This window comes from Enterococcus sp. S183_ASV_20, from assembly GCF_018919685.1.
Classification (GTDB): Bacteria; Bacillota; Bacilli; order Lactobacillales; family Enterococcaceae; genus Enterococcus; species Enterococcus faecalis.
Genome location: NZ_JAHLRI010000005.1, coordinates 1 through 25662, shown reverse-complemented (window position 1 = coordinate 25662; position 25662 = coordinate 1). Strand labels below are relative to the sequence as shown.

General features: G+C 40.8%; 19 protein-coding genes and 1 riboswitch. Of the genes, 6 read left to right on the top strand and 13 right to left on the bottom strand.

What is annotated here, in order from left to right; translation table 11 throughout:
* Position 1 precedes the first annotated feature (1 nt).
* Positions 2 to 1405: a PTS transporter subunit EIIC gene (locus KQI94_RS03255; protein WP_002390685.1), complete on the bottom strand. Its 1404-nt coding sequence runs from the start codon at positions 1403 to 1405 to the stop codon at positions 2 to 4.
* A 130-nt stretch (positions 1406 to 1535) separates the two neighbouring features.
* On the opposite strand from KQI94_RS03255, the gene KQI94_RS03250 reads away from it, so the two are divergent.
* Positions 1536 to 2534, top strand: a complete 999-nt coding sequence (locus KQI94_RS03250) for an AraC family transcriptional regulator (RefSeq protein ID WP_002396794.1) — start codon at positions 1536 to 1538, stop codon at positions 2532 to 2534.
* A 75-nt stretch (positions 2535 to 2609) separates the two neighbouring features.
* Here KQI94_RS03250 and KQI94_RS03245 read toward each other — a convergent pair whose 3' ends face one another.
* From KQI94_RS03245 to KQI94_RS03220, 6 genes are all read right to left on the bottom strand, one after another.
* Positions 2610 to 3170 carry a hypothetical protein gene (locus KQI94_RS03245; protein ID WP_024041659.1) on the bottom strand — a complete coding sequence of 187 codons (561 nt, stop codon included), beginning with the start codon at positions 3168 to 3170 and terminating at the stop codon, positions 2610 to 2612.
* 183 nt (positions 3171 to 3353) lie between these two features.
* Positions 3354 to 3746: a 30S ribosomal protein S9 gene (rpsI, locus tag KQI94_RS03240; protein WP_002354786.1), complete on the bottom strand. Its 393-nt coding sequence runs from the start codon at positions 3744 to 3746 to the stop codon at positions 3354 to 3356.
* A gap of 13 nt (positions 3747 to 3759) precedes the next feature.
* On the bottom strand, positions 3760 to 4188 hold the full coding sequence (gene rplM, locus KQI94_RS03235) for a 50S ribosomal protein L13 (protein WP_048670019.1): 429 nt from the start codon (positions 4186 to 4188) through the stop codon (positions 3760 to 3762).
* Positions 4189 to 4424: 236 nt separating this feature from the next.
* Positions 4425 to 4892, bottom strand: coding sequence for a Dps family protein (locus tag KQI94_RS03230; RefSeq protein ID WP_002354782.1), 468 nt, complete (start codon positions 4890 to 4892; stop codon positions 4425 to 4427).
* Positions 4893 to 5020: 128 nt separating this feature from the next.
* Positions 5021 to 5740, bottom strand: a complete 720-nt coding sequence (locus KQI94_RS03225; RefSeq protein ID WP_002368497.1) for a DUF5105 domain-containing protein — start codon at positions 5738 to 5740, stop codon at positions 5021 to 5023.
* A gap of 83 nt (positions 5741 to 5823) precedes the next feature.
* Positions 5824 to 7344 carry a gluconokinase gene (locus tag KQI94_RS03220; protein WP_002368499.1) on the bottom strand — a complete coding sequence of 507 codons (1521 nt, stop codon included), beginning with the start codon at positions 7342 to 7344 and terminating at the stop codon, positions 5824 to 5826.
* A gap of 108 nt (positions 7345 to 7452) precedes the next feature.
* On the opposite strand from KQI94_RS03220, the gene KQI94_RS03215 reads away from it, so the two are divergent.
* Entirely contained in the window at positions 7453 to 8145 is a 693-nt protein-coding gene (locus tag KQI94_RS03215; RefSeq protein ID WP_002368500.1) for an A24 family peptidase, read from the top strand.
* Positions 8146 to 8193: 48 nt separating this feature from the next.
* On the opposite strand, the gene rpoC is transcribed toward KQI94_RS03215, so the two are convergent.
* The 3 genes from rpoC to KQI94_RS03200 all read right to left on the bottom strand — a co-directional run bounded on the left by rpoC (position 8194) and on the right by KQI94_RS03200 (position 16260).
* Positions 8194 to 11847, bottom strand: coding sequence for a DNA-directed RNA polymerase subunit beta' (rpoC, locus tag KQI94_RS03210; protein ID WP_002354777.1), 3654 nt, complete (start codon positions 11845 to 11847; stop codon positions 8194 to 8196).
* Positions 11848 to 12013: 166 nt separating this feature from the next.
* A complete protein-coding gene (rpoB, locus tag KQI94_RS03205) occupies positions 12014 to 15628 on the bottom strand; it encodes a DNA-directed RNA polymerase subunit beta (protein WP_024041657.1) in 3615 nt (1204 codons plus the stop codon).
* Between the two features lie 416 nt (positions 15629 to 16044).
* Positions 16045 to 16260 carry a zinc ribbon domain-containing protein gene (locus KQI94_RS03200; RefSeq protein WP_002354768.1) on the bottom strand — a complete coding sequence of 72 codons (216 nt, stop codon included), beginning with the start codon at positions 16258 to 16260 and terminating at the stop codon, positions 16045 to 16047.
* Positions 16261 to 16398: 138 nt separating this feature from the next.
* Between KQI94_RS03200 and KQI94_RS03195 the strand changes: the two genes are divergently transcribed.
* Entirely contained in the window at positions 16399 to 17391 is a 993-nt protein-coding gene (locus tag KQI94_RS03195; RefSeq protein ID WP_002368503.1) for a biotin--[acetyl-CoA-carboxylase] ligase, read from the top strand.
* Positions 17392 to 17654: 263 nt separating this feature from the next.
* Here KQI94_RS03195 and KQI94_RS03190 read toward each other — a convergent pair whose 3' ends face one another.
* On the bottom strand, positions 17655 to 18293 hold the full coding sequence (locus tag KQI94_RS03190; RefSeq protein WP_024041656.1) for a lytic polysaccharide monooxygenase: 639 nt from the start codon (positions 18291 to 18293) through the stop codon (positions 17655 to 17657).
* Between the two features lie 426 nt (positions 18294 to 18719).
* A riboswitch (M-box (ykoK) riboswitch) is annotated at positions 18720 to 18886 on the top strand.
* A 91-nt stretch (positions 18887 to 18977) separates the two neighbouring features.
* Between KQI94_RS03190 and KQI94_RS03185 the strand changes: the two genes are divergently transcribed.
* The 3 genes from KQI94_RS03185 to pepG1 (KQI94_RS03175) all read left to right on the top strand — a co-directional run bounded on the left by KQI94_RS03185 (position 18978) and on the right by pepG1 (KQI94_RS03175) (position 21579).
* Entirely contained in the window at positions 18978 to 20594 is a 1617-nt protein-coding gene (locus KQI94_RS03185; protein ID WP_002368505.1) for a phosphatase PAP2/LCP family protein, read from the top strand.
* A 268-nt stretch (positions 20595 to 20862) separates the two neighbouring features.
* Positions 20863 to 21006: a type I toxin-antitoxin system toxin PepG1 gene (gene pepG1, locus KQI94_RS16490; protein ID WP_277813275.1), complete on the top strand. Its 144-nt coding sequence runs from the start codon at positions 20863 to 20865 to the stop codon at positions 21004 to 21006.
* Positions 21007 to 21435: 429 nt separating this feature from the next.
* Positions 21436 to 21579, top strand: coding sequence for a type I toxin-antitoxin system toxin PepG1 (pepG1, locus tag KQI94_RS03175; RefSeq protein WP_002392696.1), 144 nt, complete (start codon positions 21436 to 21438; stop codon positions 21577 to 21579).
* Positions 21580 to 21768: 189 nt separating this feature from the next.
* Here the strand turns inward: pepG1 (KQI94_RS03175) and KQI94_RS03170 are convergent, their stop codons facing one another.
* On the bottom strand, positions 21769 to 24828 hold the full coding sequence (locus KQI94_RS03170) for a WxL domain-containing protein (protein ID WP_002368508.1): 3060 nt from the start codon (positions 24826 to 24828) through the stop codon (positions 21769 to 21771).
* A 211-nt stretch (positions 24829 to 25039) separates the two neighbouring features.
* Positions 25040 to 25662: WxL domain-containing protein (locus tag KQI94_RS03165; protein ID WP_216454317.1), on the bottom strand; the 623-nt coding region annotated here is incomplete at its 5' end.

Genomic DNA, 25662 nt, shown 5'->3' with positions numbered 1-25662 from the left:
TTTACTTTTCCTCCAATTCATTACGTAAATACTGGTCCTTATAAACTAGACCACTCGTTATAATAAAAGCTAAAATAAAACTAGCCACTGCACAGACAATTGCAAAAATAAAATTCCATTGATTCGTTGGATCAATAAAAATAGGCAATGTCGTAATTCCTGTTGGCGCAAAAGTCATTCGCTTAACATTCAGGAAGCCCGCAAGTAAACCACTCATTGCACCAGCAATAATCACTGCTAAAAACGGTTTTTTATATTTTAAATTCACGCCATACAAAGCTGGTTCGGTAATTCCTAACAGTGCAGTAAATCCTGAAGAAAAAGCCAACCCTCGTACTTTCTGACTCTTTGCAAAGCGACCTACAGCAATTGCTGCGCCTGCTTGAGCAAAATTAGAAACTAAAAACCCAATTCCTAACATATCAAATCCATTGGAACTGATAGATTGTAAAACGAGAGGAATTGTTACCGCATAATGCATGCCAGTCATAATGAAGACTGGCGATAACGCACCAAAAATAAATGGTAGCACCCAAACAGCATAATTTTGAACTAAATTTAAGACAATTCCTAATCCTTGTCCAACCCAACTTCCTAATGGACCAATAATTCCCAAAGCTAAAGGAATCATAATAAAAAATGTCACTAATGGCCGCAAGAAAAACTTTACTGACTCAGGACAAAAACGTTCGACATAACGATCCACATAGGAAGCTACCCATATAATTAAGATAATTGGAATCACAGTTGAACTATAATTAGCTAACGTAATTGGTAAAAAGCCAAACATCTTTAATGGTTTACCTTCACTTACCAATGAAACGAAGGTCGGATGTAGCAGCAGCATGCCAATAATTGTTCCTAAATAAGGATTCAAACGAAACTTTATTGAGGCAGAATAAGCAACTAAAACAGGCATAAAATAAAAAGCAGTATCGCCAGCAAATGTCAAAATTTGATAAGTACCACCTGCAGGATCAATTAAATGGAACAAATCTAAAAGCACCAGTACTGTTTTTATCATTGCTGCAGCGGTGATTGCAGGTAACAGCGGTGTAAAAATACCTGTAATTGTATCTAATACTTGTGGAATAATCCCTTTTTTTGATGGTTTACTTGGCTCGGCCATTTCTTGATGACTCAGATCACTTTCAGACTCAGTTGACAGCAACTGAGTAAAGTGTGCATAAACAGTTCCGACACTTTGACCAATAATTATTTGATATTGTCCTCCGGTAACAATACTGCCCATTACGCCGTCTAAATCATTTATAGACTCTTGCTGTATTTTCTCTTCATCATTTAACGTTAAACGCAAGCGAGTTGCACAATGAGTAACACTTTTCACATTTTTGGCTCCGCCTATGTTTGACAAAATGCTTTGACATAATTTTTGAACATCCATCAATAACCCTCCTATTCAACTTGTATTTCAATACTTGTACAAATATCAATCACTAGTTATACTTGAATTATACAATTATAAAAAACGCTTTCAATAATCGTTTTCCAGAACATTGATAACAAAAGGTAAGGTGATAAAATTGTTAAATCAACTCCCATCAGACTTATTTCTGTTAACCCACAGCGAACACCATTATTTAGAGGATCCCAATTATCATAGCCCTATTTATGAACAACTAGACAAAATTCTGTTACATGATCAAGAAGTCTATCAGTTTCAATTACCAAATTTAAAACAAAACCTTATTGAAATTAGAAGAGATTCGCGATTCACAGATGTACCATTACATGTACATACTAATTTAAATCTTAATTATGTCTATTCTGGAAGCTGTCATTATCAAGTAAACGGAACCGAGGTATTACTAAAAGAAGGAGATTTATGCATTGTTGATCGGCATGTTCTTCGCTCAAAAGGCAGACTAAGTGAAAAAGATATAGTCTTTAATATTAGTCTAAGCAATGACTTTTTTTCACGAGCATTTATTATGGGCTTAGGTGAAACAAGCATTTTAAGTACTTTTTTATTTTCAGCAATTACTGAAAATAACCACCATGACGGCTATATGATTTTTCAGAATAACCATAAAAATACAATTGCTTTTCTCAATCAACTAATTTGTGAATATTTCCAAAATGATACTTTTAGTAAACATGCGATAGAAGCACTCTTTTCATTAATTTTTATTCAGCTTATCCGTGATTATCAGAAGAATTCCACAAAGAAAGTTGCCCCTATTAGCAATAAAACCAGCCATATGTTAGAAATTATCGATTATATAGAAAAAAATGCTCGCACCTGTACATTAAAGGAAACCGCATTATTATTTAATTACCATCCAAAATATTTATCTCAGTTAATCAAGCAGACTTTCAATAAAACCTTTAAAGAAATTCAAACAGAACAAAGGATGAAAAATGCGATACAATTATTGCGTTATTCAGAATTATCAATCGCTGAAATCTCTCAAAATGTTGGTATTTCAAACGTAAGCCAATTTTATAAAAATTTTTCAGCTCTCTATACACTCTCTCCTAATGAATATAGAAAAACATTGACGAAACACTGAAATACTCACTTACTCCATTAATGGTATAAAAAAAACACTTTCTATCAACAGAAAGTGTTTCAATAAATATTTCGTTTAGGCAGCGCCATTTCCTGTAGTGTAAACGAACAGGACAGTGAACAGGATGGACACGCCAACCATTATTAATTTTTTCGTTTTGTCGGGGTCCTCTTGAAGTAGCCATTTAATCAACAGACTGCCTCTAATCCGTTGACTTGCCTTCTCTTTTTCAGTCGCTGACTTTGTATAACGCCAACCACAAAAGTGCCAACGCAGTAAATTGGCGTACCAAGCTCGATAGTTTTTAGATAGAAAACCACCACAGATGAACAACGCTCCTAATAAAATATCCAAATACAACCAAACAATAAATGTTAACGGAATATCGATTAATGAATAATTCTTCACTTCAATCACTTGATCTTTCAAACCAAATTGATGAATAATCCGTTCTTGGTATTCAGAATCCGTCTCCGCTTCTTCTTTTCCCCCAACAACTTTTATGGCTGACTCGACGCCCATACCTTTTATAAAAGCTTGTTTGGAATGACAATACTTACATTCCACCACTTGATCAGCGGTATCGTACCATTTAAACGCATTCGCCCCACAACTTTGACAAACCACACTACTCATTTTTTGCATCCGATATTTGTTATTTTTTATGGTTATGTTTCATTACTTAATGATACCATTTTTTGGAGAGGATTGGGTTGGGTTAGAGAGATTGATAAAAAAGACACTTTCTCATTGCGAGAAAGTGTCTTGAAACATTGTAATTGATTGGTAAGCGAACATGTTCGCAACGACTCCAAATAATTAACGTTTTGAGAACTGTGAAGCTTTACGAGCTTTTTTAAGACCTGGTTTTTTACGTTCAACCATACGTGCGTCACGAGTAAGTAACCCAGCGCGTTTTAAAGCAGAACGGAAGTCAGGATCTACTTGTAACAATGCACGAGCGATTCCGTGACGGATAGCTCCTGATTGTCCAGCATAGCCACCACCGTTTACGTTTACGATTACATCGTAAGCGCCTTTTGTTTCAGTTACGCCAAATGGTTGGTTGATAACTTCACGCAAGTCAGCATGTGGAATATATTCTTCTACGTCTTTTTTGTTTACAGTAATTTTACCAGTACCTGGTACTAAGCGTACGCGAGCAACTGCATTTTTACGACGGCCTGTGCCGCTATATTGTACTTGTGCCAATGAATTTCCCTCCTTAAATTAAGTTCGTGATATCTAATACTTCTGGTTGTTGTGCAGCATGTGGATGCTCAGCTCCACCGTATACGTTCAATTTAGTAAATTGTTTACGTCCTAAAGTGTTTTTAGGTAGCATACCTTTTACAGAAGTTTCGATAAGACGGCGAGAGTTTTTGTCGCGTAATTCACCAGCAGTCACTGATTTTAATCCTCCAGGATACATTGAGTGACGGTAGTAAATTTTGTCTGTAGCTTTTTTACCTGTTAATTTTACTTTATCAGCGTTAATTACGATTACGAAATCTCCAGTATCCACATGTGGTGTGAATGTTGGTTTATTTTTACCACGTAGTACAGAAGCAACAACTGCTGATAGACGTCCTAAAGGAACATCTGTTGCATCTACTACGTACCATTTACGTTCTACTTCGCCAGCTTTGGCCATATATGTTGTACGCACGTTTCTTTCCTCCAATTTTGTTTTCGATGTTTGACATACACTTGAGTTTCCGGGGCTCATTGTGGGGCAAACAATACCATTTAATATTTTACCTTCAATCACTGATAAAGTCAATGTTTTTCTGCGCTTTCAGAAAATAGATTTTCACTTATTTTTTTGTGCCTTTTAAACAGAAAAAAACCGCCAACGTCAACGTCAGCGGCTTTGGGAGTTGTTTTAAATTATGCGTCAATACCAGGCGCTTTGCCAAGTTTGGCTTGTAACATCCAAATATTTTTTTCGATGTCTGTTTTGTTTGCGATGAAAATGTCTTGTGTGCAGTCGTCGCCTTCTTCACCAGAAACTTCGATTCCTTTTGCGTAAAGGTCTGCTAAGTAACGGTAGCCTGCTACTAATTTTTCCATACGCTCTGGAATGGTGCGGTCCCAGTTACCAATTTCATCTTCAATTTTTGTATTTTCTGCGAATTCACGCAATGTTGAGAATGGAGAGCCGTCCAATGTGATTAAACGTTCTGAAACAACATCTAATTGCTCATTGATTTGATCCATGTATTCATCCATTTGTGGGTGAAGTGTTAAAAATTCAGGTCCACGCATATACCAATGTGTTTGATGAATTACCACGGAAAATTGGCTTAAATCTGCAACGAGTTGGTTCAAAATTTCTTTTGTTTTTTCAAATTTCATTCTTTGTCATCCTCCTAAATATTATTTCTACACTCTTAGTGTAATATGAATTGTGAAAAAAGTACACTGAAAACCTTTCTTTTTTTAAAATTATTATCAAATTATAATAATTACAATTAAGAATCTAATTAATTTCCTGCAATCGCTGTTCTTTCATCCGCAGTGACGACTTTTTGTTCCGCTTGAGTGAGGATCGTGTCGAGCGCCTCTGTCAACTGGTCAGTATCTTCTTTTCCTGTGACGAAAGCTAAAAAAAACTGATTCAGTCTCAGTTGCTCCACTGCCGGCAAGTACCATTGTCCTTCTACTTGCTTAACCGTTAATGGCAGTTCAACTGGCTCATGGCTGACATTGATTTGTTGGATTTCTTTTTTTAAAACGGCTAACGTGTGCTGCATGTCTAGCGCTTGTGTTGCCTGTTGCGTTTGCTGAAGAAGAGCAGTGGTTGTATCTTCAATCGCCGTCACAAAATCTAAGCCCTTAATCTGAAAAGTGATTGTCGCTTGCCCATTCAATTCTTTCGTGGCTACTAGGTGATATGACGCTTTTTTCTTCACTTGAGCCAGTAATTCTGCGCTAAGCTTCTGGGCTTCAGTCTCGGTGACTTCAGCGTTCATTTCTTTTAAGCTATTGAAAAATTGCTTCTGGAACTGTTGACGGCTCGTCTGCAAATGCTCCGCTAAGACTTTCGGTTCACGAAAAGTTTGAGAGAATGTCTCTGGCTTTTCTTGATAAATAAAGTAATCTACCAACTGTTGCGCTGCTTTTTCGCCGGAACGAGACGGTGCACTGCAGCTTGCTAACGCCCCAATGAATAACAGAAATAGTGATAGTAGCTGCTTCTTCATTCCTCATCCTCATTTCCTCAAGTCTTCGTCTCTCTTCTAGTTAAGCAACTTCTCAGCCATTTGTCAAAGCTATTTACTATCAATTATTTGCGGAATTCTGCTAATTTTTGATAACTTTGTGCTAAAACTTGTTGGGTTTCTTGAAAAACAGGATACAGTTCTTGATAAACTAGCAATTGATCCGCTCGTGGCGTGACCGTTTCATGAATCAGCACCTGTTGCGCCGCTGCTTGTAAATTTGGTAACTGCCCTAAGCCTTGCCAACCTAGCAAAACAGCGCCTAATGCCGAAGCTTCGGTGCTATCAGTGAACGATAACGTTTCTCCCAGCACATCAGCCATAATTTGACGGAACACAGGGGAATCAGCAAAGCCGCCTGTCGCCCGAATCTCCTGAACGGGTCCACCGAGTTGTTTCAAATCTTCTAAAATGGTTTTTAAATTGAAACAGATGCCTTCCACCACCGCTCGAGCTAAATGTCCAGCATGGTGATTTTTGCGCAAGCCAATAAAACTTGCGCTCGCCTCTGCATTCCACAGCGGTGCTCGTTCACCAAGCAAATAAGGATGAAACAGTAAGCCATTTGCCCCAGCTGGCACGGTTGCAATTTTGGCCATAATTGGGTCATAGAGATTGGTCCCGTTTTGGATAGCTTGCTGACGTTCTTCTGCAAAAATCGTTTGGCTCGCCCAATCTAACGCAACTGCACCATTACTACTTGCGCCACCAATCACCCAGTGCTGTTCATCTAGAGCAAAACAAAACGTTTCACCTTGCGGATGCAAAAAAGGTTCTTCGACAATATACCGAAGTGCGCCGCTCGTACCAACGGTCAAAGTCGCTACACCCATTCCTAGCGCTCCCAAACCTAAATTAGACAATGGACCATCCGCGCCACCAAGAACTAAAACCGTTTCCTCCTCAACACCAAGCATCTCTTGCCAAGAAGGCGCTAACGCTGGAAAAATGAACGTTGACGGGGCAACTTTTGGCAACTGTTCCTCCTCAATAGATAAATACGCTAAAATCGACGATTCCCATTGCCGCGTGTGAATATTAAATAAACCCATCCCCGAAGCACTACTATAATCTGTCCAGTATTCGCCAAAGAAACGGTAAAAAATGTAGTCCTTAATCCCAATAAACTTGGCCGCGCTCTGCGCAACGGCTGGCTGATTTTCCTGCAGCCAGCGAATCTTGTACAAAGGCGCCATTGGATGAACTGGCATGCCTGTCAATTGATAAAACAATTGGGCCGCTGGCGTTTCTTTTAACGCTTCCGCATAATCAGATGCTCGTGTGTCAGCCCAAGTAATCACTTGGGTCAATGGACGTCCTTGCGCATCCATGGCAATTAAGCCATGCATCGCTGAAGCAAAAGAAATGAGCCCAATTGGTTGATTCTTCACTTGTTGTGTGACGGTTCGAATACAGTTCACCACAGCTTGGAACAGCGTCTCTGGGTCTTGCTCCGCCATTCCTTCAGTCTCTTGAATTAATGGATAACGCACATAGCTAGAAGCTACGACTGTGCCATTGGGTTGAAAAGCCACTGCTTTGGCTTGCGTGGTGCCAACGTCGACACCAATCGCTAATTTTTCCATTTGATTCCCTCATTTCTTGTTTCTTTTATTATTCCTAACAAAAAAAGATTTGTCTAGTCAAATGAAAAAGTTTAAAAAAAGCGTAGTTTATTTTTAAGGAGGTAACCTATGTTTTTCTTGAGTCTCTTTTTGATTGGTGCCTGTTTCGGTTCTTTTTTATGCTTAGTGGCGGAGCGCTTACCAGTAGGGCGTTCTCTGTGGTGGCCCCCTTCCCACTGTCAAGGTTGCCACCAGCCTCTACAACTCTATGAATTAATTCCAGTTGTTTCGATTTTGCTGCAGCGCTTTCGTTGTCGAAAGTGTCAACAGCCAGTAGCTAAGAGTTATCTTTTAGCAGAACTTGTCATGGGCAGCTTAACCGCAAGCTGTTTTTCAGCTGGCCTGACGATTGATGCTGTGATTCTCTGGTGGTGGCTGACGAGCGCTTTCACATTATCCTTGATTGATTACTGGTATTTAGTGGTTGAACCGAAGATTCTTTATCCGAGTTTTTTTGTGCTTTGCTTGCTGAAAATGGCGGGTCAGCATTCGTTTTACTTACTGACTGGTCTTTTTTGTTTTTGTTTTTTCCGAGCCGTCTTACATTATTTTCCGGAAGCCATGGGGCGAGGGGATCTTTTGTTACTGGGTTTGTGGGGCTGTTTTTTACAGGTACCTCAGTTGCTGATGCTACTATTTTTTGCCAGTAGTTATGGCCTAATCTATGGCTACAGCTGTAAATTTTTGGTGTATCCAGTTGAACAGACACTTCCTTTTGTCCCCTTTTTAAGTTTGGGCTTACTCACAATCAGTTGGTTATAGCAAATAAAAAAAGCCGTAAGGAGCATGCTCCTTGCGGCTTTTTAGGGTTTATTTATTGATGTTTTTCATCGCATCTTCAGCAGCCATTTGTGCTTCAATGTCTGAAATACTATAAACGTTTTCGCTAGCTACGCCAACTTCTTTTGGTTCCATGTTACGGTAACGAGCCATACCAGTACCAGCTGGGATGATTTTACCAATGATAACATTTTCTTTCAATCCAAGTAATGGATCTTTTTTGCCACGGATAGCAGCATCTGTTAACACGCGTGTTGTTTCTTGGAAGGATGCAGCAGATAAGAAGCTGTTTGTTTCCAATGACGCTTTGGTAATACCAAGTAAGACTGGACGACTAGTAGCAGGGACGCCACCAGCAACTAATGTGTCGTAGTTACGGTCTTTAAATTCTGCGATGTCCATTAATGTTCCTGGAAGGATTTCAGTGTCACCTGGATCCATTACGCGGATTTTACGTAACATTTGACGAACCATTACTTCGATATGTTTGTCGCCGATTTCTACCCCTTGCATACGGTAAACACGTTGTACTTCACGTAATAGGTAGTTTTCAACAGATAAAACATCACGAACTTGTAATAATTGTTTTGGATCAATTGAACCTTCTGTCAACGGTGCACCACGGTGGATGATGTCGCCTTCAGCAACTTTCATACGTGCAGTGTAAGGGACAGTATAGGTACGTGTATCTGTTTTTCCTTTGATGGTTACTTCTTTTTGACGTGTGGCAGGATCTTCAGAAATATCGATAACTTCACCGGTTACTTCTGTAATCACTGCTTGCCCTTTCGGATTACGTGCTTCAAAGATTTCTTGGATACGAGGTAAACCTTGAGTGATATCGTCACCGGCAACCCCACCGGTATGGAACGTACGCATTGTTAACTGTGTACCAGGTTCCCCGATAGATTGAGCGGCGATTGTACCAACTGCTTCTCCGACTTCAACGTCAGAACCAGTTGCCAAGTTACGTCCGTAACAGTGCTTACATACACCATGTTTTGTGTTACATGTAAAGACAGAACGGATGGTTACTTTTTCAATACCAGCGTCCACGATTTCTCTTGCAAGATCTTCAGTGATTAATTGATCCGCACCAATGATGATTGCACCAGTTTCTGGATGAACAACTGATTTACGTGTATAACGACCTAATAGACGTTCGTCTAATGGTTCGATAATTTCGTTACCTTCACGAATGGCTTCGATTTCAAGACCACGGTCAGTGCCACAGTCGTCTTCACGAATGATTACGTCTTGGGCAACGTCAACTAAACGACGTGTTAAGTAACCTGAATCGGCTGTCTTCAAGGCCGTATCGGTCATCCCTTTACGAGCCCCGTGAGTTGAGATAAACATTTCTAAGACAGAAAGTCCTTCACGGAAGTTTGAGATGATTGGTAATTCCATGATTCGTCCATTCGGAGCGGCCATCAAACCACGCATACCAGCTAACTGTGTAAAGTTGGAGATGTTACCACGGGCTCCAGAGTCAGACATCATGAAGATTGGGTTACGAGCTTCCATACTTTCGATCAGTTTTTGTTGGATTTCATCTTTGGCACCGTTCCAAACGCCGATTACACGTTCATAACGTTCGTCATCAGTAATTAAACCACGACGGAATTGTTTAGTAATTGTTTCAACTTGTTTGTGGGCAGCGTCAATGATTGCTTGTTTTTCATGAAGAACCATGATATCGGCAATCCCTACCGTCATCCCAGCATAAGTTGAGTGTTTGTAACCTAAGTCTTTCATGCGGTCAAGCATTTTAGAGGTTTCCGTAATGTGGAATCTCTTGAAGACTTCAGCAATGATATTTCCAAGATTTTTCTTCTTGAATGGTAAAACTAATTCTTGCTCTTTAATGTGTGCAGGAATGTCTGTACCAGCTTCTACGAAGTATTTATCTGGTGTTTGAACAGTTAAGTTATAGTCTGTTGGTTCGTTCAAGTAAGGGAACTCAACAGGCATGATTTCGTTAAAGATGATCTTACCAACTGTGGTGATTAAGATTCGTTCTTTTTGCCAATCAGTAAATGGTTTGTCACCTAAAAGTGTTGTTTGAACCCCAATCCGTGAGTGTAAATGTACGTAGCCATTTTGCCATGCTAAAACAGCTTCGTTCATGTCGCGGAAGATCATGCCTTCCCCTTCACGGCCTTCTTCTTCCATTGTTAGGTAGTAGTTACCTAAGACCATATCTTGAGATGGTGTAACAACTGGTTTACCATCTTTCGGGTTCAAGATATTTTGGGCAGCAAGCATTAACATACGAGCTTCTGCTTGTGCTTCTTCATTTAGAGGCACGTGAACCGCCATTTGGTCTCCATCGAAATCGGCATTGTAGGCTTCACAAACTAATGGGTGAAGACGGATCGCACGACCTTCAACAAGAACAGGTTCGAAAGCTTGGATCCCTAATCTATGCAACGTAGGTGCCCGGTTAAGTAAAACTGGGTGTTCTTGGATAACTTCTTCTAAAATATCCCAAACTTCATCTTCGCCACGTTCGATTTTACGTTTCGCATTTTTAATGTTTGTCGCAATTTCACGTTGTACTAATTCACGCATTACAAATGGTTTGAATAATTCAATCGCCATTTCTTTTGGTAAACCACATTGGTACATTTTTAAGAACGGACCAACGACGATTACGGAACGACCAGAATAGTCAACACGTTTACCTAGCAAGTTTTGACGGAAACGACCTTGTTTCCCTTTCAACATGTGAGAAAGAGATTTCAATGGACGGTTACCTGGTCCAGTAACTGGACGGCCACGACGACCATTATCGATTAAAGCATCGACCGCTTCTTGTAACATCCGTTTTTCGTTTTGAACGATGATGCTTGGCGCATTTAAGTCTAATAAACGTTTTAGACGGTTGTTACGGTTGATAACACGGCGGTATAAGTCGTTTAAGTCACTTGTTGCAAAACGACCACCTTCCAATTGAACCATCGGACGTAAATCTGGTGGAATAACTGGGATAACATCCATTACCATCCAGCTTGGTTGGTTACCAGAAGCACGGAAGGCTTCTAAGATGTCTAAACGACGGATGGCACGTGTCCGTTTTTGACCAGAAGCTGTTTTTAATTCTTCTTTTAATTGCGCAACTTCGCCATCTAAATCGACGTTATCTAATAATTGTTTCACGGCTTCGGCACCCATAGCAGCTTTGAAGGCTTGGCCATATTGTTCACGTTTTTCACGATATTCGCGTTCCGTTAACAATTGTTTTTTCTCTAATGTTGTGTCACCTGGTTCGATGACAACGTATGAAGCAAAATAAATGACTTCTTCCAATGCACGAGGGCTCATGTCTAAAACAAGACCCATCCGAGATGGAATTCCTTTAAAGTACCAGATATGTGAAACTGGTGCGGCTAATTCAATATGTCCCATACGTTCACGACGTACTTTTGAACGAGTGACTTCAACGCCACAACGGTCACAGACAATACCTTTATAACGGATACGTTTATATTTACCACAAGCACATTCCCAGTCTTTGGTTGGACCAAAAATGCGTTCACAGAATAACCCTTCACGTTCGGGTTTTAATGTACGGTAGTTAATTGTTTCGGGTTTTTTAACTTCCCCATAAGACCAGCTTCTGATCTTTTCTGGTGAAGCAAGCCCTATTTGCATACTTTCGAATTTATTTACATCGATCAAAAGGAATTCCCTCCATTTCCTTATTTAGAGAAGCTGAGTCAGCAACTTGTTAGCAAATGGCAAGCATCACTTGAAAGAAGGTCTGACGACACTTGGAACAAGTAATGACTTGCGCAGTTGCAACAAAGTCGCAGTTGAATCAACTCATCAGAGTGGTAGCGACAAATTAGTCTCTGTCTTCGGCTGTTTCAATTTCTTGAACAACGTCTTGTGCTTCTTCTTTCACGACTGATTCTGCTTCTTTTTCCAGCTGTTTCGCTGATTGTTGTTCCGCAAATTTGGTTAGTGCGTCAACGGTGATTAAATCATCATCGTCATCGTCCATATCGCGTAACTCAATCTCAGCTTCCTCAATGTCCAAGACACGCATGTCTAAACCAAGTGATTGTAATTCTTTCACTAATACTCGGAATGATTCAGGCACACCTGGTTTTGGAATTGGTTCACCTTTAACGATGGCTTCGTATGTTTTCACACGTCCGACAACGTCATCAGATTTGTAAGTTAAGATTTCTTGTAATGTGTAAGCAGCACCGTAAGCTTCCAGTGCCCAAACTTCCATTTCCCCGAAACGTTGTCCACCGAATTGAGCTTTACCACCCAACGGTTGTTGCGTAACAAGAGAGTAAGGTCCGATTGAACGAGCATGCAATTTGTCATCAACCATGTGGGCTAATTTAATCATATACATGACACCAACGGAAATACGGTTATCAAATGGTTCACCTGTACGTCCATCGTAAAGAACTGTTTTAGCATCGCTAGCCATACCAGCTTCACGAACAGTTTCCCAAACGTCTTCATCGGTTGCCCCATCGAAAACAGGTGTTGCAACGTGAATACCTAATTGGCGAGCAGCCATACCTAAGTGTAATTCAAGTACTTGTCCGATATTCATACGAGAAGGTACCCCTAATGGGTTCAACATGATATCAACAGGTGTTCCGTCAGGTAAGAATGGCATATCTTCTTCCGGCATAATACGGGAAACAACCCCTTTATTTCCGTGACGTCCCGCCATTTTATCTCCTTCGTGAATTTTACGTTTTTGAACGATATAGACACGAACTAACATGTTGACACCTGGTGATAATTCATCGCCAGCTTCACGAGTAAAGATTTTCACATCATGAACGATACCGCCGCCACCGTGAGGTACACGGAGAGACGTGTCACGAACTTCGCGGGCTTTTTCCCCGAAGATTGCGTGTAATAAACGTTCTTCTGCAGATAATTCTGTGACCCCTTTAGGTGTGACTTTACCAACTAGTAAGTCGCCATCTTGAACTTCAGCCCCAATGCGGATAATCCCCATTTCGTCTAAGTCTTTCAACGCGTCTTCCCCAACGTTTGGAATCTCACGGGTAATTTCTTCAGGTCCTAATTTTGTATCACGTGCTTCTGATTCATATTCTTCAATATGCACAGAAGTGTAGACATCATCTTTAACTAAACGACGGCTCATGATAATGGCATCCTCGTAGTTGTAACCTTCCCATGTCATGAAGGCAACTAAGACGTTTTGCCCTAAAGCCATTTCGCCTTCTTCCATAGAAGGTCCATCCGCTAAAGTATCGCCTTTTTCAACTTTTTCACCTAAGTGAACAATTGGGCGTTGGTTGTAGCTTGTTCCTGAGTTAGAACGACGGAATTTTGTAACCATATATTTGTCTAATGCGCCATTGTCGCGACGAACGCGAATTTCTTTTGCATCGACGAATTCTACGACACCGTCATGTTTACATAGTAAAGCAGCACCTGAGTCATGGGCTGATTTATATTCCATCCCTGTACCTACCCACGGAGAGCGTGGTTGAATTAACGGCACCGCTTGACGCTGCATGTTGGCACCCATCAAGGCACGGTTGGAGTCATCGTTTTCTAAGAAAGGAATACATGCTGTTGCGACTGCGACTACTTGTTTTGGTGAAACGTCCATGTAGTCAACTTTGTCTACGGCAACTTCTAAGTTTTCACTTTGTAGACGCGCCATAACAACATCATTGGCAAATGTGCCATCTTCATTTAAAAGTGAGTTCGCTTGCGCTACGATATAATGGTCTTCGATGTCTGCTGTTAAGTAATCTACTTGATCAGTAACACGGCCTGTCGTACGATCAACACGGCGATAAGGCGTTTCGATGAAACCAAATTTATTCACTTTCGCATAACTAGATAAGCTATTGATCAACCCGATATTTGGTCCCTCAGGCGTTTCAATTGGACACATACGACCATAGTGAGAGTAGTGAACGTCACGAACTTCATAACCGGCACGGTCACGAGTCAAACCACCAGGCCCTAAGGCTGATAGACGACGTTTATGGGTTAACTCACCTAATGGGTTTGTTTGGTCCATGAACTGTGATAACTGTGAAGAACCAAAGAATTCTTTGATACTTGCTACCACTGGACGGATGTTAATTAATTGTTGTGGTGTCAATGTTTCTGTGTCTTGAATAGACATTCTTTCACGAACCACACGTTCCATACGGGCTAAACCAATACGGAATTGGTTTTGTAATAATTCGCCTACTGAACGGATACGACGATTACCTAAGTGGTCGATGTCATCGACATTGCCGATATCTTCCATTAAGTTGAAGAAGTAGCTCATTGAAGCAACGATATCTGCTGGACGAACTGTTTTTACGCTGTCGTCTGGATAGCCGTTACCAATCACATTTACGATACGTTCAGGATCTTTTGGTGAAAGAACTTGAATCACTTGGATCGTCATTGGTTCAGTTACTACCGCATCTTCACTTGGATAGTAAGTTACGCTGTTTAAGCCGTTGTCAATGTATTCGCCTAATGTTTCCATGATTTGGTGTGTTAAAACCGTGCCTTTTTCGACAATGATTTCACCAGTTTCTGGATCAACTAGCGTTTCAGCTAAGGTTAAGTTTAAGAGACGTGTTTTTAAGTCTAATTTTTTGTTAACTTTGTAGCGACCAACGTTTGCCAAATCATAACGTTTTGGATCAAAGAAACGTGCAGTTAACAAGCTACGTGAGCTATCTGCTGTTTTTGGTTCGCCTGGGCGAAGACGTTCATAAATGTCTTTCAAGCCTTCTTCTGTACGAGAATCACTTGCGTTTTTGTGTAAATCTTTTTCAATTGTGTTGCGTAAGCTTTCGCTGTCGCCGAAAATTTCGAAGATGGTATCATCTGAACCGAAACCTAAAGCACGAACTAACACAGTTAAAGGAATTTTACGTGTGCGGTCAATCCGAACATAAGAAATGTCTTTCGCATCTGTTTCCATTTCTAACCATGCACCACGGTTAGGAATGACTGTTGAGCCAAAACCTTCTTTGCCATTTTTGTCCACTTTTCCATGGAAGTAAACACCTGGAGAACGAACTAATTGGGAAACGATAACACGTTCTGCCCCGTTGATGATGAAGGTACCCATTTCTGTCATTAATGGGAAATCGCCGAAGAAGACTTCTTGGGATTTAATTTCACCTGTTTCACGGTTGGTTAAACGTAATGTTACATGTAATGGCGCAGAATAGTTGGCATCATGTGCGCGGGCTTCTTCTACTGTGTACTTTGGTTCTTTTAATTCATAGTCAACAAATTCTAAGGATAAGTTTCCTTGGAAATCATCAATTGGTAAAATGTCTTCAAACATTTCACGAAGTCCCTCATCTAAAAACCATTGATAAGAGTCTGTTTGGATTTCAATTAAATTTGGTAATTCCAATACTTCACTGATACGTGCGAAACTTCTACGTTCGCGATGCTTTCCGTATTTTACTACGTGTCCAGCCAAGCTCTTCACCCCTCTAGTTATAAGTCTATCAAAACACCGATCCGAAAAATTACATTTACGTTACATATATTAAATATATGTAACAAAAAGCATTTTTTGCAGTTTTTAAGCAAAAAAAAACCAAAAATAGAACATGCTTCCGAAAAATTTTCTGGCGTTTCTACTTTTGTTTTCCTATAAAAAACCGGAACGGACAATATTTCGCTCCTGCTTCGTCACTTTCAGATAGTTTTTGCTCTATAGATTCTACTACCTTTGTCTAGAAAAGTCAAGGGTTTCTTTAAGGTTTTCTTTTTCATAAAAAGGAGTTTTTTTGTAAAGGGTTTTAATGAAAAAAGGCGTAATAAATAATTACGCATTTTCCCCTATCTTCTATTCACACAAAAAAACGAATGCAAAGATGCATTCGTTTTTGACTAACCGCCACCTAATAAAAAGTCTAGGACATTCATGCCGCCGCTTGTTTGGCTGCGGTAAAGTTCGGTGTAGCCGCATTGGGTACAGCTAATTGTAATAAATTTTTTATTTTGAACATCAAAAATTTTCGCAAAGTTCCCACCTGTTGCTTGAAATTGATCCGACACATAGTGCATGTTGCCACATTTCTCACAAACATATTGTTGCTTTTCCATTCCCCTCACTCCTTCTCAATAAAACAAGTATAGCAAACGCCTGCTTCATTTTCCTCCATCCTAAGATGGATTTTTTCACTAGTTGACCAAGCCTTTTCCTTTCCGCTACAATAAGCATAACGAATCGGAGGAAAAAATATGTCGACAAAAAGCCAAGTCCTAACTTTATTGATGAAACAAACGCCCGCATTCCTTTCCGGCGAAGAGATGGCACAACGTCTGTCCTTATCTCGCACAGCTATTTGGAAAGCGATTAATGAATTGAAAAAAGATGGCTATCAAATTACTAGCGTGCAAAATAAGGGGTATCGCCTTGAAAAATCAGATGTCCTTTCTGCAGAAGGCATTCAGTTGGCGTTATGGTCACAAACACCGCCTTTAACAATTACCGTCCTAGAAACATCTGAATCTACCATGACCGATGCTAAGCGGGCGATTTTAGACCAGACGCCCGACAATACTTTGATTGTTGCTGACATGCAAGAAATGCCGCGGGGCAGGTTCGGCCGGCCGTTTTTCGCTACGCCAGGTAAAGGGATTTACATGAGCATGGTGCTTCAACCGAACCAAAATTTTGAAGAAATCGCTCAATATACTGTGATTATGGCCGTAGCGGTCGCTCGAGCAATGGATGCTCTGGCAGGCGTTCACACAGAAATTAAATGGGTCAACGACCTTTATTTAAACGGCAAAAAAGTTTGCGGGATTTTGTCGGAAGCCATGAGCAATGTGGAAACAGGGCAGATTTCTAATGTTATCATCGGCATGGGGATTAATTTTTCAATTACAGAAACCGAATTTCCTGAGGACATTCGGCAGAAAGTGACTTCCCTTTTCCCAGAGGGTGAACCAACGGCGACGCGAAATGAATTAGTCGCCAACATTTGGAATCATTTTTATCAAATTTTAGACGAACGTTCAACGAAAGACTTTTTAGAAGAATACCGACAACGCTCCTTTGTGATTGGCAAAGATGTCGCTTTTACCCAAAACGGGCAAGACTTCCGCGGCGTTGCGACAACCATTAATGGAAATGGAGAATTGATTGTCCAGTTGCCTGATGGCACGACCAAAACGTTGTCTTCTGGGGAAATTAGTTTGGACCAGATTGGTGAATGGCATCGAGGATAAGTAGAGAAATTTAGAAAAAAGAAAGCGGGACATCAGTCGTTTTGACTGATGTCCCACTTTCTACTTCTGAAAATAATCAGCTGAACAAAAGCAGCCCCTTCGAAAATAAGCCAAAATTGACTTTCTCACACAAGTGTTCGGCGTATCTTAATCCTTCCAAATGTTGAGAATCACGAAGAACGTAGTGATTTGATGATGAACAGGACCTACTTGGTTCTTGGCGCTAAACACTTTTGTCTCAGCCGCATTATCTTGATACCTGATTATTGAACATTAACATCTATCGCTTGATAAAATGAATTAATCGTGTCATTGATATCCCAAACGGCATAAATAACATGGTATCCTTTCCTATCAGCGGGAATCTTTATTCTGTGTGTTTCTGTATCATTGACCATAAATCCTTGACCAGGAGGTAAATCTTGACCGATTGGTTGCCCTACTATGCCAATCAGTTCCATTTCGTCCATCGTTAATGGTGCATTAGGATTCCATCCAGGTTTCGTCATATAGTATCTAAAACGATTGGTCTTATGTTTTGCCGTCATCACCCATTTAAAATTATTCTCTCCTGTTGTTATATTACTTTTTACCCAACGAGTGGCTGTTTGTTCATCTAGTTTGGAATAGCTTGCTAATCCAGCTGAAGGCAACCTTCCATTTAATTGACCCGTGTCTAATAATTTAGTTGGCGCTTCAATTCCTTGGGGTGTCGTGATAATTTCTGGCTGTGAGCTGTCTTGACCAGGTCCCCATCCAAATCCGTTTGCTTCCGCATTTTTGACTCGACTGACTGGGCTATCAACATAGCCGTGTGCATAACTCTGCTGTGCATCTCCTAAAGCAAAAACACCGATCATCGTTGCGCCTACTGCAATTATGAATAACATCATTTTTTTCATGTATATCGCTCCCTTATAAGCAAAACCCTTCAAAAAACATGTAATCTTAATCAACTGAAACGTAAAATCTCCACAACATCATTTTTACTTTTTCGATAGCGACCATCAACTTTGTGCACAATTATTGTCGACATATTTATTTTAAATGAACTAGCAATTCAATAGCAACTGTCCGCCTTTTTTACTGAAAAAAACTTATAGCACTCTTATAAAAAATGTTTGTTTTTTAATTTATTATTATTGAACACCAACTATTTATAGCGGTTAACCGAGAACAGCCTTGTACACTTTTTTTAGAATGCTCAAGTACTGTTTTTTTAACTTCTTCACTTCCCCACACCTTTAAATTTATTTAAAAAACAATAAATTTTCTTAAACTTCATTGTGAGAACCGCTGCATAAATTCTATACTTCTAGCGTTAGATAAAATAACCTTGTTAGGTGAGGCTCCTATCCAAACATAGGCTATTGCGCAGAAATGTCGAAAGACACCAATGTGTAAAACAGGAATGGTCGAATTAAGGCTCTTCTAAAAATAGCTAAGAGAAATCTTTACGTTGGATAGTGCTAAAGCTCAGACGATGAGAACCGATTGGCTTGCTGTGTCCTGTTTAGTCGCAAGCGCTTATTTACGATCGATGCTGGCTTAGTCTACTCTTTCAAGGGAAAAAGAAAGGGATTCTCATGCAAACATCGAATAAAAAATTTCCACTTTATGCCCTAACAACGCTTGGTTTTACTTTCCTCACTTTGTTAGTGGCGGCTAGTCCAAATTGGTTTCAACAAATGGACGAAGCTATCTATCACATCAAATGGCAATTAAATGCCCCACTTTTAACAGCGGTCAATCTGTTAGCAAAAACAGCCACAATTGGACCAATGCTGCTATTCTTCTTATTATTGATGGTGTACCTTTTACGCAAAAAAGAAAAAATCCTAGCCTTTTGGGCTGTCAGTAACCTATTAGCTGTCGGCTTTTTAGGGAGCGTTTTTAAACATGTGGTGGGTCGGGCTCGACCAAACCTAGGCGCTTTAGCTGACCGGAGCTCTGCTAGCTTTCCCAGCGGACATTCATTATTAGCAATGGCGCTAGTCTGTACGATTTTGATCATTTTGGCCTATCTTCATATCGAAAAAACCAAAGGCATCAAAATTTTCTTACTCACTTATTTAGTTTTGATTGTGTTAGGTCGCTTAATCTTACGCGTTCATTATCCTAGTGATGTCATCGCTGGGATGCTCCTAAGTTATAGCTGGATCAACTTTTCATTTCAAATTGTTCAACGTTATTTGCCGGCACCTGAACCAGAGGAAGCAGAAGTACCGACACAACGCCGGCGCCGCCATTCTCGTAAAAGAAAAAGTTTATTCGTGGTCTTCAGTTTAACCCTTTTATTTTTAGGCACACTTTCTGTTTCGGCTTACGGCGTCAGCATGTATCGCAATTTGCAAAAAACGGCGAACACCATGTATAAACCAAGAAAATCTTCCACGAAGAGTCCCGATTTAGCCAAAGGAGAACCGGTTAGTTTCTTAATTATGGGAATTGCGAATGACTCAAAACGCAAAACCGATTACCGCTCCAACGCCTTAATGGTGGTTACAGTGAATAATCAATTACAAAAAACTACCATCACCAGCATCCCGCGCGACTACTATGTGGAAATGGCTGGCACCAATGGCGAATACAATAAAATCAATGCGGCCCACGTTTTCGGTGGTGCCGATATGCAAATCAAAACGGTTGAAAATGTCTTGCACATCCCAATCAATCATTACTTTTCAATTGATATGGATGCTATGAAGGACCTTGGCGATGCGGTGGGCGGCGTCACTGTTGACAATGCCTTTGCTTTTGACGCTGAAGGGATTCATTATCCGAAAGGCAAACAGCATTTAGGTGGCTGGGAAGCTTTACAATACGCGCGCATGCGTTACGAAGACCCTGAAGGCGACTATGGTCGTCAACGCCGCCAACGAGAAGTTTTAATCGAATTAACCAACAAGCTACTTTCTTTTAACAGCTTGCTAAAATATCAAGAAATTCTGGACGTAATCGGCGAACATGGAGAAACCGACTTGTCCTTTGACCAAATGATGGCGATGCTAAAAAAATACACCCCCGCACTAAAAACGATTGAAACCGATCAATTAAAAGGCTACGATTACACTGGCGATGGCGTGACAGGGATTGAAGGTATTTCTTATCAACTTGTGGAAGAGAGTGAACGCCAACGTGTCGAAAATGCCATCAAAGAACAAATGAACCTCTCTACGAAAGACACTGAACAATCGCAATAACGACTAAAAAGCAGCGCCCCTTAATGAAAGGGGCGCTGCTTAACTTTGCCTAGTTAGACGGTCATTTCAAAAATATTAATTTTTGTCACCGTTCTTAAACGGTTTGACAATAGAAAAAGATGTTTCCGCATCGCTTTCTTTTTTTATTATAGCACAATTACCTGAAAAAATATATTGGAAACTAATTATTTTTTTGTTTCGCATGGTATAATCTATGTGTAGAGAAGTTATGGCGGTGGCTATCCAATCTGAAAGAGAGGTGATGCGTATGCACGTATTTCCGAAATTTAGAGAAAGGAGAGGCCTTTTGTCAGCATATGAAACAATTCAGACGATCCTAGGGTTTGGTATGTTTACCATTGCTTTGATTGCGCTGATTGTGAAATTGCTTAAAAATGACAATAAAAAATAACCGTCAACTTTGACCAAGTACGGTTATTTTTTGTAACTAAAAAGGTCACCGTCTTAAACGGCTCTACATCAGAGAGGTATGTTGAAGCATATCTCTCTTTTCCTTTTCATTATAGCACATTTTCCCGAAAAGTACGAATAAATTTATCGTTAATCTTCGGAATCCTAAAGGTTGTTAAAGAAGACAAGAAAAAATAACCGTCTACTTTGACCAAGCACGGTTATTTTTAAATAATTAACATGGTCACCGTCTTAAACGGCTCTACATCAGAGAGGTATGTTGGCGCATACCTCTCTTTTCATTGCTATTATAGCACATTTCTCTAAAAAAATATATTGTAACCTGAATATTTATTAGGTATTCATGATATACTATAAGAGTAGAGAAGTTAACACGGTGGCTATCTAATCTGAAAGTGAGGTGGTGCGTATGAGCGTACTTCCAAAATTTACAGAAAGGAGAGGCCTGTTGTCAGCATATGAAACAATTCAGACAATTCTTGGGTTTGGTATGTTTACCATTGCTTTGATTGCACTGATTGTGAAATTGCTTAAAAATGACAATAAAAAATAACCGTTTACTTTGACCAGTACGGTTATTTTTAAATAATCCAAAAAGTCACCGTCTTAAACGGCTCTACACTAGAGAGGTATGTTACAGCATATCTCTCTTTTCAATGCTATTATAGCACAACGACCATCAAAAGACCATCAATAAAAATGCCCGAGCCTTAGAAAAATAAGAGGCTCGGGCATTTTTATTTTAGGGGCCAGTCACTAAATTCCACGTGACGGCGGCTTGGTATTGTTGGCCAGCCATACCTTGGTTGGCTGGCACTTCTAGTTTGATGTTAGCAAACGTGAAGTCTAGTTGGTAAACGTCACTGCCTGTGAACTGTTGGTTTGCGACCACCGCTGTTGCGGTATTGTCGGCGGTTAAAGTCACGGTGCTGGTCTTGCCAAGTGGTGTCCTGGTTTCTGTTGGTTGGTTGTAATCGGTAAAGCTTGCAGCAGCGGCCGTTCCTAGCAACAAGCGGGTCGTTGTTGGCAAGCTGTCTGTGGCTGATTTCGGTTGTGACAGCTGGGCCGTTAAACTCCAATTGGCTTGGCTAGTATTCAGGCGTAAATAAGGGTTGCGAGTGCCATTGCCGTAGTAATCTGCGGCCTTCTTCAAACCATATTGTTGCTTACTTCCTGAAATTGCTAGTTTACCAAAATCAAATGTCGGGGTACTAATAAAGCCGTCGCCGTCAGGGCTCGTAATTTCTTGATCTAAATCTTTAATACGGACCGTATCTTTGGCGGTTAAGCTGCCAAAGTTGCCCGTTACCTCAACATCAGCGGTTAAAACTTGACCAGGTTGACCGGTCACGGTGGTTCCTAATATGTTCATTTTTAATTGACCGCCAGCTGGTAAAGGCTGATCCAACGTGATGGACACTCCTGCACCGGTCGTCCATTGTTCTTTGGTGACAGGAAAGGCTTTGGTGTTTTGACCCGTTCCTTGTACAAATATCGTGTTGGGTGCGCCGATGCCAGCCGCCCAAGTTGCCGTTGGCTTGATTTTAATGGTGGTTAACGGCGCTTCGCCTGTGTTCTTCAGTAGCGCCTCCCAGTAATCCATTGTGGCGCCATTTTCGATTATGTCAACGGCACCTGTTAACGTTAGTTCCGCGGTGGGAATCGCTTCTTGGTACACAGCGGTCATGTCGTCCTCATCATTAAAAGTTGGTGTAAAACTTGGGGTCGTTGTCGTCTTTAATGTTGCTGGCTTGGTTTTGCCTTTAAACCAGCCTTGGAAGATATAGGTTTTTTCACCAGCTTGGTAGATTTTCGGTAAAGCTTTTGCGGCAGTGTAGACATAGTTTTCACTGTCCATCACTAGCTGGTTTCCTTGTGTAAAGCCAGTTGGTGGCGTGATTTTTGCGCCACTTTCGTCTACAAAATGTTCTGTGACCCGCCGATTTTCTAAGTAATAATAAATGGTGCCATCGGGGGTCGATAAATTATAGTTGCCCCCAGCAGTTCCTGAATAGATACTCATTGAGTAAAGTGTCTTCGTGGTGTCCCACGTCCAATAAGAACGGCGGGCAGTATAGCGCGTAGCACTTTTTTGGGTCAAGTTATACGCAGTGGTCCCCACTAAACTACTAACAATATTGTCGGGGTTTTCGATGCCACGGCGCACTTCATTTGGCACTGGATACTTGGTTTTATCCCCGGTATACGTAGTAGTTGGTTTAATCGAAATCGTCTGGTAATACTTAGGAATTTCAACACTCACTTCTTGTGGGCCATAAGTTACGATTGTCCCATCGTCTGGGCGTGTATAGACTTTTTGCGGGATAGCTAATTTCTTTAATTGACTTGCTGGCATATCGATTCCATCAATTGTGGGAAAAGTCGTCATTTCCCCTGTGGCTCCGTCACTTTCACCCATGGTCGCACTTAGCTTAAACTTGGCGGGATTAATCAAGTTTCCTTGCTCATCAACATAGCCGAACAAAGCTTCTCTCGCTGGCAACGTATAGGTTTTCATCACTGCTTCTTCATAGACCACATGCAAATCGTCATTGTCATCATAGGTCACCGCATAACTAGGCGTTTTGGTGGTTTCCAATGTGCTAGGTTTTGCATTCCCTTTGTACCAACCTTTAAATAAATACGTCTTCCCATCACTGCCTGTGTAACGTTCAGGCAAGGTGCCTTCTTGGGTAAAAGTAAAATCCTCCCCTGTCACAATGGTTTTCTTATCCTGCGTAAAACCTTCTGGCGCAGGAATCGCCCCGCCTGCGGGATTCTCAAATTTTTCCGTGACACGCCGCTTGGTTAAATAATAATACACAGGACCCGCTGTTCCTCGTCTTTGGTGCGAACTAGTTGGACCGCCGACATCTCCATAAAAATAGGTCAGTGCATACGTAACGCCTCCTGGTGCCGTAGCTACCATATATTTAAACGTCTTTTTAGGACCAAACGTCAGCTTATTGGGCATTTTTTCATTGGTTAACTCTAATTCCGTCTCCGCATTGGCGCCCACATAGTTCGTCACTTTGCCCCCAACGTTCGCAAAAACCGTTGGCACTGGATATTGCGTAGTGTCTCCTGTATAAAACGTACTTGGTCGAATGTCCAGGCTTTGATACTCCTTAGGAATAGTAAACGACACTTCAGAAACGCCATAAATGTTACTTGGATCCCGATTGTTGGTATCATATTTAAAAGCTGGTGACGTTGGAATAGACAGTAACTTTCCGCCATTCACAGTGGTGGGCTCAAGGGGGGTTCGTTGTAATTTCTCTTCATAAAACGAAAACGAAGAAAGGTTGACCGCCATCGTAATTCGGTCGGGATCAAACAACGTCCCGTCTTCCTCCACAAAGAAAAAGGGAATCTCGCGCCCTTCCACAGAAGAATAACCAATCGCTCGAGAAGCAATTCTTGCCGTTTCCTGCGGCGGCACTGTTTTCGCTTCACTAGCGACCGTTGCCTGTGACTCTTCGGTTGTTTGTGTCGTCTGGCTCGCTTCGTCACTAGACTGAGATGTTGCTACTCCTTGCTCCGTCGCCTCAGTAATCGTTTCCGCTAACACAGTCACACCAACCACTGAATCCATGAACAAAGAACAACTTAACCCAACAACTAGCCATCTTTTCCAATTTACTCGCTTCATCTTGCTCCTTCTTTCTATGTAAAAATTCAATCTATAGTCTCTATAAAGTCCTTTCTTAATCAGTATCCTGTTATTATCGATACTGATAACTAGCATTTTTTTATTTATTTTACCAAAGAACACACCGCTTGAAATTTCAAATTTTGACATATTGAGTGCCGTTTTTTAGTGATTCCTATCCTTTCAAGGCTGAGCGCCTCTGTTCCCTTTGAAAACAAGTGTTATTTTAGCGAAAATCAAGGATTTAAACGCTCTTTTGATGAACTCCAACTGTTTTTTCCTTAATATTTAAACCAAAAAGCTCAAAATGTTAGTGATAACCACTAACATTTTGAGCTTTTCTCATGATAACTTAACTATTTTAAGGACCTGTAACTAGGTTCCATGTAACTGCGGCCTTGTATTGTTGCCCTTTAACACCTTGATTGGCTGGCACTTCAAGTTTGACATTATTGAAGGTGAAGTCCAACTGGTAAACATTACTACCTGTGAATTGCTTGTTGGCAATAATACTCGTTGCTGTGTTGTTGGCTGTTAAGCTAATGGCACTCGTGGTACCGACCGTATTTTTCAACTCGGTTGGTTGATTGTAATTGGTAAAGCTAGAGACAGGCGCCGCCCCTAATAATAAGCGGGTCGCTGTAGGCAAGCTGTCTGTCGCTGATTTTGGTTGCGACAGTTGCGCTGTTAAGCTCCAATTTGGTTGAGTTTTCTTAATTCGGACATACGGATTGCGTGTGCCGTTGCCGTAGTAATCCGCGGCTTTTTTCAAGCTGTGTTGTTGCTTACTTCCTGCAACGCCCACTTGACCGAAATCAAAGGTTGGTACACTAATGAAGCCTTCGGTCGTTGGTGTGACTACTTCTTGATCATTTGGACGAATTCTCACGAAGTTATCCACTGCACGATCTTTAATACCACCAAATACTACAACTTCTGCTTTCAAAACAGTGTTTGGTTTCCCTGTTGCGCGAGTTGTGAAAG